11 protein-coding genes are annotated in these 11,615 nt (G+C 34.4%); 10 read left to right on the forward strand and 1 reads right to left on the reverse strand.

Annotated elements, in window-relative coordinates; all coding sequences use genetic code 11:
* Positions 1 to 19 precede the first annotated feature (19 nt).
* From E4100_RS00260 to E4100_RS00285, 6 genes are all read left to right on the forward strand, one after another.
* Positions 20 to 964 carry a hypothetical protein gene (locus E4100_RS00260; protein WP_135269762.1) on the forward strand — a complete coding sequence of 315 codons (945 nt, stop codon included), beginning with the start codon at positions 20 to 22 and terminating at the stop codon, positions 962 to 964.
* Positions 965 to 1,383: 419 nt separating this feature from the next.
* Positions 1,384 to 1,578 carry a helix-turn-helix domain-containing protein gene (locus tag E4100_RS00265; RefSeq protein ID WP_135269763.1) on the forward strand — a complete coding sequence of 65 codons (195 nt, stop codon included), beginning with the start codon at positions 1,384 to 1,386 and terminating at the stop codon, positions 1,576 to 1,578.
* Positions 1,579 to 1,600: 22 nt separating this feature from the next.
* On the forward strand, positions 1,601 to 3,238 hold the full coding sequence (locus E4100_RS00270) for an Eco57I restriction-modification methylase domain-containing protein (RefSeq protein ID WP_135269764.1): 1,638 nt from the start codon (positions 1,601 to 1,603) through the stop codon (positions 3,236 to 3,238).
* Positions 3,225 to 4,325 carry a DNA cytosine methyltransferase gene (locus E4100_RS00275; RefSeq protein WP_135269765.1) on the forward strand — a complete coding sequence of 367 codons (1,101 nt, stop codon included), beginning with the start codon at positions 3,225 to 3,227 and terminating at the stop codon, positions 4,323 to 4,325. Before E4100_RS00270 ends, E4100_RS00275 begins: the two co-directional genes overlap by 14 nt.
* A gap of 4 nt (positions 4,326 to 4,329) precedes the next feature.
* Positions 4,330 to 6,282 (forward strand): McrB family protein, encoded by a 1,953-nt coding sequence (locus E4100_RS00280; protein WP_209315189.1) that lies wholly within the window; start codon positions 4,330 to 4,332, stop codon positions 6,280 to 6,282.
* 12 nt (positions 6,283 to 6,294) lie between these two features.
* A complete protein-coding gene (locus E4100_RS00285) occupies positions 6,295 to 7,575 on the forward strand; it encodes an LlaJI family restriction endonuclease (protein ID WP_135269766.1) in 1,281 nt (426 codons plus the stop codon).
* Between the two features lie 50 nt (positions 7,576 to 7,625).
* Here E4100_RS00285 and E4100_RS00290 read toward each other — a convergent pair whose 3' ends face one another.
* The gene (locus tag E4100_RS00290) at positions 7,626 to 8,831 is read right to left on the reverse strand and encodes a CGNR zinc finger domain-containing protein (protein WP_135269767.1); all 1,206 of its coding nucleotides are present in this window, start codon (positions 8,829 to 8,831) and stop codon (positions 7,626 to 7,628) included.
* 377 nt (positions 8,832 to 9,208) lie between these two features.
* Between E4100_RS00290 and E4100_RS00295 the strand changes: the two genes are divergently transcribed.
* The 4 genes from E4100_RS00295 to E4100_RS00310 all read left to right on the forward strand — a co-directional run bounded on the left by E4100_RS00295 (position 9,209) and on the right by E4100_RS00310 (position 11,612).
* On the forward strand, positions 9,209 to 9,787 hold the full coding sequence (locus E4100_RS00295) for an RNA polymerase sigma factor (protein WP_135269768.1): 579 nt from the start codon (positions 9,209 to 9,211) through the stop codon (positions 9,785 to 9,787).
* Between the two features lie 76 nt (positions 9,788 to 9,863).
* Complete coding sequence (locus E4100_RS00300; protein WP_135270164.1) at positions 9,864 to 10,073, forward strand: hypothetical protein; 210 nt, start codon at positions 9,864 to 9,866, stop codon at positions 10,071 to 10,073.
* On the forward strand, positions 10,066 to 10,443 hold the full coding sequence (locus E4100_RS00305) for an rRNA biogenesis protein rrp5 (RefSeq protein ID WP_135269769.1): 378 nt from the start codon (positions 10,066 to 10,068) through the stop codon (positions 10,441 to 10,443). Before E4100_RS00300 ends, E4100_RS00305 begins: the two co-directional genes overlap by 8 nt.
* The gene (locus tag E4100_RS00310; RefSeq protein ID WP_135269770.1) at positions 10,440 to 11,612 is read left to right on the forward strand and encodes a DUF2800 domain-containing protein; all 1,173 of its coding nucleotides are present in this window, start codon (positions 10,440 to 10,442) and stop codon (positions 11,610 to 11,612) included. Before E4100_RS00305 ends, E4100_RS00310 begins: the two co-directional genes overlap by 4 nt.
* The last annotated feature ends 3 nt before the right edge of the window (positions 11,613 to 11,615 follow it).

Consider the following 11,615-nt stretch of genomic DNA (forward strand, 5'->3'; position numbering starts at 1 on the left):
CAATGAAGGAGGGATAAATGTGTTTGTTGAATTTAATGTGAAGAATCTATTTGGTAAGATACCGGTGACCTCGGAGCTAAATCTATATTATGAGCAGCTAATCAAAGCTATCGCTGAGAAAATTTCCAGCTTTATTGACACATCAAATGTAGAAAAGATAGTTGTTCCTAACGATTTTATTGCTGATGTTGTTGAATATCAAAGGCTACTAAATATGGAAAACCCTTCTGTCACAAATAATGAATTCGGTAGGGCTTTTGGTAAAATACTTTATGACAAGAATGCAGATAAATACGTAGTATTTATCGACCCCAATTATGCAACATTTTTAATGGAAGATACCTTGTATAATGTCTGCTTTAACAATCTTGATGAAGAGTATAAAAAAAACTTTTATGTCTTAAGACAGCAAGCATTGAATTTGCTTGCTCATGAATTAATACATGCTGAATTCGCATCCCATGCAATTGTGCCAGAGGTGACCGCAGATTATGAAAGTCAAGTTGAATCGCTTCTTTACCAATTGTTTGACGAATATTATGCATGTCGACGATCGACTATAGTATCATCAGAGTATATTATTTCGTACGATGAAAAATATATAAATGAAATTGAACAGAAGATAATTGATGAAAAATGGAAATACAAAACACACCAGACTGAATTGAACGAATTTTGCCTTCTTTTTCATTCTCTAACCAAACAATGCCTCATAGGTATGGTTTCTGTGCTTGGTTCACTAGAGGGGAAAAAGACGGAAGAGCCACTTTACAAGAGTTGTAGACTTGGCTTTCTTGTTGATGATTTCAGAATAGAATTTGATAAAATGTATGTTGCTTTTCTCGCTGGTAATGCTATAACCATGCCGCCATTATTGGCTGAATGTATTAATCAATATTTTGACTCATTTGGTGTATATATATCTGAACGTCCAGAAGGAATGTACTATCATATTCCTAACTAATAATGACAAGCTCTTCACTACCGAAATGGAAACGAGGAGTTTTATTATTTCGTGCTGTGCTCCTATCACTGTCACCATTTTTGAAGGTGACCTAATATCGCTCTTGTCGTTAACCGTCATGAAATTCGCAAGGCTCTACCAGAGCGCTGGCTGAAACTCGGTCATACCTTCCTCACATCTTTGTTATTTTGTAAACATCATACCATATAACACATTGTGCAATATAAATATTTAAAATTTGACAAAAAAATAAAGCCTTTTCAACGACTTTAATGACTTTATTATTTTTTTAGTGTCAAAGATACGTATCAATAAGTATAAAGAAATATCACTAAATATATTGAAAGACCGTTTGTTGTATAGTATAATAGGCTTGTATTTTGTTGCCAAATTACAGGTACATTGAGGTGAAACATAAAATGAGTGAACAAGTCAGTGAGAGCTGGATAAATATTGATGAGGCTGCAGAGTATTTAGGTGTAAAACCTGTGACTTTACGAACTTGGATTAAAAAGAAAAATGGTATACCCGCTCATAAAATCGGAAAGCAGTGGAAATTTAAGTACTCTGAATTAGATGAATGGGTTAAAAGCGGGAAAAGTGCAATAGAATAATCAGCAGGCGGTGTAAGCAAAAATGATAAGTGAAATGATAGAAGAGGCATTAAAAATTACTTGCAATTATTTATCTCAAAATTATAGTAAAGTAGATTATAAGAACCTTATTAATGAAATATCAGTTATAGCAGGTGTTGACGAAATAGAGTTTGAAAAAGATGATACTTTATACTCATATGAGAGTATCCAAAAAATTTTATCATCCTTAAACGAAAAGGAATCGACAAGAAAAATAAAGGGAGTTTACTATACCCCTATTGATGTTGTGAGATTTATATTAATAAATTCTATAAAATCAGCTTGTGGGAAGTTGAAACCCAATGGATTACATGTGTTGGATTTAAATGGTATTCCCTATAATTCATTTTGTTTCAATAAAACAGTATACGACCCCACTTGTGGATCTGGTGAGTTCCTTCTTGCGGCATTGGAGATAAAATTAGACTTATTAGATTTACATAAAACAAATATTAGTAAAGGTAATCTTAAGAAAATTGTTAGCACAATAAAAGGGAACGATCTTAATATTGATTCAGTAATAATAACGAAAATCAGATTGTTTTTATGCGCATTACAACGACAAGGTGTATCAAAAGTTATGGGGCTAGGGATGGTATTGAATAACTCTTTTGAGAATTATGATTTTGTTCAGACAGCTCCAAATTTAGAGAAACGTTATGATATTATTGTGGGAAATCCTCCTTATGTTGAAGACTCTAAAAGTGGGTTATCCCCAGAAAACAAATACGGTAATATATATGCAAATGTATTAGAAAATGCAGGAAGACATCTTAAACCAAATGGTTCGATTGGGTTTGTAATTCCTCTTTCTTATGTTTCAACGCCTAGAATGTCTAAAATAAGGGATGTTCTTTATACTTTCGTGCCTGAACAATATATATTAAGTTACTCAGATAGACCCGATTGTTTGTTTACATCAGTGCATCAAAAATTATGTATTTTAATTGGCAGAAGTAAAAATAATGAAAAAACAATATATACAAGTAATTACCGATACTGGTACAGTGAGGAAAGACCAGAATTATTCAATACTGTAGAAGTAGTAAAAAATTTATTTTTAACAGATGGATGTATCCCAAAGTTGGGAACGAAAACAGATAATAGCGTATATCAAAAAGTTATAAGAAAACAAATGCGCTTGTTAGATATATTAGAAGGAAATGGTGATGCTTCTATTTACTTAAATATGAGAGCTACTTTTTGGATTAAAGCTTTTATCAATAAGCATAACGGTGGAGAATATAAACAGTATAATTGTAAAAATGAGGAAACAGCTAACTACGTCATGTGTTTATTAAATTCATCTTTATTTTGGTGGTACTGGATTTGTGTATCAGATTGCTGGCACATAACTAGGAAAGAATTGATAGGTTTTACTATCCCAGATAATCCTGATTTCAATGCAACTAATAGATTAGCTATGAAACTTGAACAAAAGCTTGAAGAAACAAAAAAATATGTAGGGACTAAACAAACAGAGTATGAATATAAACATAAAGAATGTGTTAAAGAAATTCATGAAATCGATGACTATATTAATGCATTATATGGATTAACGGAAGAAGAGAGCCTTTACATAAAAAATTTTGCTTTCCGATATAGAATAGGTGGAGGTGTAGAAGATGAATATAATTGACCTATTTGCAGGATGTGGAGGACTTTCTTATGGCTTTATTAAAAATAATTTCGATGTGATAAAGGCAGTGGAGTTTGACCCTAGTATAGCTAAAACTTACACCATGAATCATCCAAAAGTAAATATGATTGTGGATGATATTAAGAATGTTGATCAAGCTAAAGTATTTAGAAAAGGTGATGCGGATGTTATTATTGGTGGACCCCCTTGCCAAGGTTTTTCAATGGCAGGAGCGAGAATTCGTAACGGTTTTATAGATGATCCTCGCAACTATTTATTTAAACATTATTTTAATGTAGTTAAGACAGTAAGACCGAAAGTTTTTATAATGGAAAATGTCAAGGGTATTATGACAATGCAAGAAGGAAAAATCTTCAGTGAAATATTGAGAATATTTTCAGATGAGGAATTATTAGATGGGGCACCATATACAGTTTATCATCGCATAGTAAACGCGGTTGATTTTGGAATTCCCCAAAAACGTGAAAGAATGATAATTATTGGAACAAGAAAAAAAGAAATTGATTTTGAAACTATATGGCAAAAAACTAAAGATGAAATAGAAAATGATTATCCTAGTTATTTCAAACCAGTAACAGTTGCTGATGCAATCAGCAATTTACCGCATACTACAGACGATGGAATTATTACTAATCCAGAACCTCAAACAGAGTACCAAAAATTCTTATCTTGTAACTTGGCAACAATAACAAATCACACTCAAACCAAGCACTCTAAAATTGCTATAAAAAGAATGGAGAAGGTTGGAAATGGTGAGAATTTTACTGTTTTAGATGAAAAAATAAATTCTGTTCATAGTGGTTCATATGGACGTTTATGTTGGGAAGATCAAGCACCAACAATAACTACTAGATTTGACACTCCAGCAGGTGGAAGGTTTATTCATCCAGTTGAAAACAGAACTCTTTCACCTCGTGAGGCAGCCCGTATACAGAGTTTTCCGGATGATTTTGTATTTTATGGAAATAAAACATCGATATGTAAACAAATCGGCAATGCAGTTCCACCAAAAATATCATATTTTTTGGCCCGATTTGTTAGTAACATAATTGATAAGGAGGAATAAGTAGATGAACTCATTACTGGAGGAGAAGTTGAATGAACTAAAAAGTTCATCTGATTATGAGTGCTGGTATTTAGTTAAACAGCCTACAGCATTTGATAGCATCTGCTATTTAGTTAGTTTCTTAAAAGATTTCAAGTTACAAGATAATCCGGGTAATCTTCAGGATTATATCGGACAAAAAATAGAAACATTGAAGATAACGAAACCGGGGGTGGAGATATCTAATAATTATCGTGCTCTTAGGGTCGCAGCTTTCTTTGGCCTTATTAGGATGATAAACGCAAAATATGAGAATGCTATTATTACTGATACCTTTGAAGAAATAACAGCGAGATGTAAGGGAGACTATGAAAAGACAGAATTGTATTTAGATATCATACAGAGGCAGATAGAAAAAATGTTCATAAGCTCTTCAATTGATGAAGAATATGAAAGAGTGAGACAAGAATACAGATTGTATCCTGTTATGTTGTTATATAAGGTGTTGATTGAACTTGGACGTTCAACTGGTAACTATTCTATTTCTATGACTGAGTATAGATATTTAGTAGCAACAACAAAAAAATTTGAAAACTTCCTAGATACTCTTTTATTAATTACCTTATTGCGTAAAGAAAGCAATATTGTTAGTGAATTTGAACAGTATCGTAGTAAGTTTGACAATAGATTGATACAGGCATTAAAACAGTTGCCAACATTGAAAGTAGAAAGAGATTCAATTTCACTGAATCCTGATATGATTAAAGAAGTTGCACATAAAGTTTTCATTTTTGAGGAAAACCCAAATATTTTTGCAACCGAAAATTATCTTGACTTTTTAGGTTCTACAAAATCCTTATTTGAACTTGAAACATTTGAAGAAGAACGACTTAATGATTTTGATAAAGTAGAGCGCATTGAAGGGGGCTCAAATATTTTATTATACGGTGTTCCTGGGTCAGGTAAGAGCTGGACCATAGAACATGAATACTGCAAAAAGGATAGTAATGTAGAACGGCTGGTATTTCACCCTGATTACACTTACTCCGATTTTGTTGGTCAGATTTTACCAAATGTATCAGAAGATGGGCAAGTCAGTTATAAGTTTACGCCAGGTCCATTCACTACTATCTTAGGGGATGCATACGTTAATCCGCAAAAAGAATACATTCTTATAATTGAAGAAATTAACCGCGGAAATGCGCCAGCTATTTTTGGAGATCTTTTTCAGTTACTAGATAGAAAGGTAAGAATTAATGAAGATGATGATGGATTTCCTATTGGTACAAGTGAATTTGGAATTACCAATAAAAACATAGCTCTTGAGGTTTATGGAGATGCAAGTCATAAGGTGCGCATACCTTCAAACCTCACAATTATTGGGACAATGAATACTTCTGATCAAAATGTATTTACTTTGGATACAGCTTTCCAACGTAGATGGGAAATGCGTATGATTGAAAATAGTTTTGATAAAGTAGATCCTAAATTTGCAAATGCAGAAATATTAGATACAACAGTTACATGGAAAAACTTCTGTGTTGCTATTAATGATATTATTGTAGGTAACAATGCAATGATGACTTCTGCAGAGGACAAAAGGTTAGGTGCATACTTTGTACATCTAAGTGATCTTGAATACGATGATGCAGCTGAAGATAGGATGGAGGGTGAGTATGATAACCTTTGTAAAAAAGAAAAGGAAGGAACCCTTACTTCTGATGAAATAAAGCGACTTGAAGAAATAAGAACTGCAATGAAACATAATCGTAGATTTCCAGAAAAAGTTATTAAGTACTTGTGGGATGATGCTTTCAAATTCTCACGTGAAGTAATCTTTGAAACAAGCGAATATCAAAGTTTAGAGGCAGTGATCCGTAAGTTTATGCAAGCTAAAAAATTTGAACGTTTCGTAATATTTAAAGACAATGTACGTGGTGCTTTTATGAATCAGAATAATAATGAGCAAAATTATTAGGGCGGTGATTCTATGGAGAGAGATATAGATATTAGGAAACACTGCCATATAAATACTAATGAAGATGGAGATTGTTTTGTAGGAGTGAAAGCAGATTCTGATGATGCTATAGTGTATTTTCCACTAGGGTATCAGCTACCAGAAACAGATGCTGAAATTAGGACAGATATAAAGCATCTGTTTCAAGTACTTTCGGAGTTCACAGAGAAAAAAGATCGTGTAATTGCAATGAATAAGTTTGAGGCCCCACAAAGTGTGGATTTTCCCATTCATGCCTACTTAGAAGTAATCAATTATTACTTAGCTAAAGGCGGGCAATATTACATTGAAATGGATCCCACTTATGTAACAAGTGCAAGAGGAAGTGCTCATTGGCCTAAAACATTCCGGAATCAGACACCACTTATACAACAAAAAGATGGTGTAAGTTCAATTATTTATACACAGTTTACAGTCCGCTCGGTAACACCTAATGAAACAAAACTTATTACCCAAATTAATAAGTTTTGTGTTTATGAGAGCTTTGAAAAATTGGGATGGCTCTATGTTTCGTATAAGCCACCTTCTCCGGGTCCGCACCCAGATATTAAAACATCAATTACAATAATTAATGATAAGTTGATGCACACCTTCGACGATAAAGATAAGAGATTATTTAAGGCTATGAAGGATATGCTAGAATATATGGATGAAAAGACATCTGAAAAGCAATTTTACTTTGGCACAGATAATTTTGAAGGTGTTTGGGAAAAATTGATAGATAGAGTATTTGGAGAGAAGGATAAAGAAAAATACTTTCCTCGAACTCGCTGGTTACTTGACTATGGTAAGTACAAAGAAAAGCGTCCACTACTGCCTGATAGTATAATGATATATAATGGGAAATACTATGTGTTGGATGCGAAGTACTATAAATATGGTTGGACTGGTAATCCTGATGATTTGCCTAACGCATCTTCGATAAATAAGCAGATTACATATGGTGAGTATATTCATCAAAATCAAGGAGTAACGAATGACTCATTATTTAACGCTTTCATTATGCCATATAATATGGCAAAGAACCTCTTTGGCTTAAAAGAGACAGTTGGAAGAATTGGAGAAGCTGTTGGGGATTGGAAATCAAATAAATTGAATTATGAAAGAATTCAAGGAATCGTAGTAGATACTAGATACTTAATGTATCACTATACAGGGAATCCTATGAAATGCAAAGTGAAATTAGCAGAGTGTATAGAGGCGGTTCTTTCTAAAGGTGAAGTGCCGCTACCTAAAGCTACAGAAAATAAATAATGAAAGGGCCTCTGTTATGCAGTAATTAACTGTATGACAGGGGCCCTTTTTTATTCATGTCGTTCTAGCTGGGAACGTTTTTTTTGTCGGTGTTTATGTTGTTGAAATCTGTTACGACATTCATCAGAACAATATATTTTCCTGGTCGAAGTAGTTCTTACAAGAAAATACGCTCCACAATTTGGATTAGCACAGCGACGATATAATTCAGATTGTGTCATATAAAAAATCGAAAAATATAATGCTGCCATCAAAGTATCAATATTCCAAGAAGGAGACATTTTAACAGCATCATATTGAGGGTGAATGCCGTCAAGGTTCGCATTTATTTCTTCACCAAGTACAATTTGTGCAACTTTAATCAGAGCATTTTTCTGCGGCTTATCAAATTTGTCTCTGTCTGGTACGGTGTAGTATTCAATACCATTTTCATAATCAATTGCCTTAATTATGCCAACATCATACTGATAGTGAAACAGAAAATCAATAATTTCTCGTTGCTGTAGATCTTCATTAATACCATTACAGTATAAAATTGTTAGGTTCTTAAAATATGGATTATCAGATCCAATTTTAGATTTCATATAACCACCAATAATATCATTGTAGTCACCAATATCCAACTCGTAAGTTGGAGGATAAATGGTATCAGAAATTGAATAAGTGAATCTATCAAAACTTTCTTGCCCTCGGTCCACTACAAGTAGATTAGAGGCATTTTTTATTTTCTCTAAAAAAGGATGCTTACAAGTCGTATATGGGGTTTCCAGTGAAGGAAGGTCTAAAACGATAGGCTCCGATAAAAGCAAATATAAAGTTAAATGTAATATCTTGTCATAATCTCTGCGGATCGCTGTAAGGGCACTCATAAGTTCTACAGTTGCTCTGATTCTGCTAACTAATTCAAAGATTAATGCTCCGTCAATCTCCTCATATTCTGTATTGCTTACATTAAAAAAGAAACCGTTTCTTTTGAAAAAGTTAAATAATTCAGCAGTGTCCCCATTTTTAATAGAGATTAAATTACCTAATATATTCTTTTCAATTAACTTTCCTTTGGATCCAAGGCGGACTAATCCTACATCACCCGCCGCGAAAGCAAAGTGGATAGTATCTGTTGGTACGGCTTGTATTTTTAAAACTCGTTTCTCGGGCTTTCCAGGTGAAATATGGATGATATCTTCAACACAATCACAGGGGCAACTACTGAATCGAAATAAATTATTTTCAAAAAAGTTTTCAATACTTGGAGTCATTAGTACAACCTCCTTAACACCAAAAAGTAATGATAAAAGTTATATATTATTTTTAGTTTCCAAAATTAGTAACTTTAAAAATAATGATAGGTTAATAATACCTCATTTTTGAAATATTAACAATAACTATAAGAAAAAATTATATAAAAAGTAATAGATAATATGATGACTATCAGTTATATTCTGGAAAACGTAAAATAAAATCAGACAAGGGAAAAGTTCTTTGTAGTTCGATAGGACGAGCCAATCTTGTCTACAAAAAAATATCAAATGCCTGATTTGCAATAAGGGCAAAGGATACATATTGTTTCGCTCCAATCCATAAGGATTGTTGCGGTTCAATAGAAGTACCTTACCTTATTGCGCTCATTTTCAGGATGAAAAGGTCTGTGTACTTCTGGTACAGGCCTATTTTTGTATCCTTTGCCGCCAATGCAATCCGGCGGAAAGGATGCCAAAACATGTCAAGAGTGTACAAAACAAGTAAAGAGAAGAGAACAAACTACATTTATTGCACAGCTGAAGGAACAAAGATTGTAATTACTCCAGGTGAAAATGGAGTAACCGAAGCGGACATTGAACTTTTACACACTATGGATGATGACGAAGTGGACGAGCAGCGTCGTTACGAGTATCGAGTAACAACACATCTGGATGCTTATCGTGATGGCGAAGGGAAAGAAACATCTGATCGCAATAAGTATCTTGCAGATGATACTGCGAATCCAGAACAACTTATGATTCAAGCAGAAGATGAAGCTGAGCATCAAGATATGCTAGACAAGTTAACTAAGGCAATGGAGTCTCTTTTACCACAACAGAGAGAACTTTTTAGAAAAGTATATCTTGAGAAACGATCCTACACTGACATTGCAGCAGAAGAAGGTGTTACAGAAGCAGCTATTCGAAACCGCATAAAGAAGATGCATGAAAAAATAAGAAAAATTCTTTCATAAAAGGGGGTTCGAAAGAACTCTCTTTTTCGCTTATCGATGAAGGGTAGGTAAATTGCCCCCAGAAAGGAGATGTAATATGAGCCTTAAACATAAAGTCACTATTAATGTGGCAAAGCCTAATGGCGAAAAAAACTCCGTCATTCAAAGCAGCCAGAAGACAATCCGAACTAAAATGCTTGATTTTCTATTCGGAAAGAAAGTCAGTCTTCTAGTAATCACTCCCGGAGACTCAGTTGAGACGGTAGAAATTAAGGAAATTAAGGAAGAAGGTGTAGACCATGAGTAAGTTTAAGCTTCTTCTTGATGTGGCATCAGACCTTAGAACGCTGGCAGATAGTGTTCAGGCTGTGGCTGATGCAATTGAAAGTAATGAGTCAAAAGAGGATACAAAGTCAGAGCAACCAAGATATGAAAAACAGCTTGAAACAAAGCTTGAAACAAAGCTTGAAACAAAGCTTGAAACAAAGCTTGAAACAAAGCCTGAAACAAAGAAGATCACTTTAGAAGAAGTAAGGTTGGTACTTGCGGAAAAAAGCTATGACGGATTTACAGCTGAAGTAAGAGCACTTCTCGAAAAGTATGGTGCATCAAAACTTAGTCAGATTGATCCAAGTAAGTATGATGCAATTCTTGCTGATGTTGAGGAGTTGAAATGAAGAAACAGAAGGTGAATTGTGCCAAAGACACAAGAAAAGCTGGCCTAGGCCATGCAATTCTCTCTGCATCAGGAGCTCATCGTTGGATGAATTGTACACCATCAGCAAGACTAGAACTGGAGTTTGAAGACAACAGTGGTGAAGCTGCACTTGAAGGCACAGCAGCTCATGCATTAAGTGAACACAAACTTCGTAAGGCACTTAAGATGAGATCAAAAAAGCCGGTTTCTTCATATGAATCAGATGAGATGGACAATTACACCGATGGGTACGTGGAGTTTGTACTTGAAATGATTGAGCAAGCCAAGAAAATTTGTAGTGATCCCTTAATATTGATAGAACAACGGCTTGATTTTTCAAAGTATGTACCTGAGGGATTTGGAACTGGGGATTGTTTAATTATTGCTGATGGAACTCTTCACGTTATTGATTTTAAGTATGGCCAAGGGGTTTTAGTAAGCGCAGAAGACAATCCTCAAATGAAACTTTATGCACTTGGTGCACTGGATCTATTTGATGGCATTTATGATATCGAGATGGTTTCAATGACAATTTATCAACCCCGTCGAGAAAATGTCAGTACATCCACAGTCTCAAAAGAAAACTTGTATCAATGGGCTGAAGAAGTTTTAAAACCTAAAGCTGAATTAGCCTTCAATGGTCACGGCAACTATTGTCCCGGTGAATGGTGTCAATTTTGCAGAGCAGCTGTAAAATGTAGAGCAAGAGCAGAAGCAAAAATGAAACTGGCCGCATTTGAGTTTGCACTACCGCCACTTTTAACAGATGAAGAAATTGCTGACATTTTATCTTATATCGATGATCTTACTAGCTGGGCAAATGAGATTATGGCCTATGCGACAGAATCAGCAGTTAATCATGGAAAGAAGTGGCCTGGATTTAAAATAGTCGAAGGTAGATCCAACCGTAAATATAAAGATGAAGAAGCGGCCGCAGAAGCAGCAAAGAATGCAGGATACCGAGATATATACAAGCAAAGTCTTATCACTATTACTGAAATGGAAAAATTGATGGGCAAGTCAAAATTCAATGAAATCCTTGGTGAGCTAGTTATAAAGCCACCGGGCAAACCGACGCTAGTTCCAGTTTCAGACAAGCGTCCTGAAATGAACACGTCATCAGCAAAAAATGATTTTATGGAGGTATAAAAA

Origin of the sequence: Soehngenia longivitae, assembly GCF_004684055.1 — a bacterium.
GTDB lineage: Bacteria > Bacillota > Clostridia > Tissierellales > Tissierellaceae > Soehngenia > Soehngenia longivitae.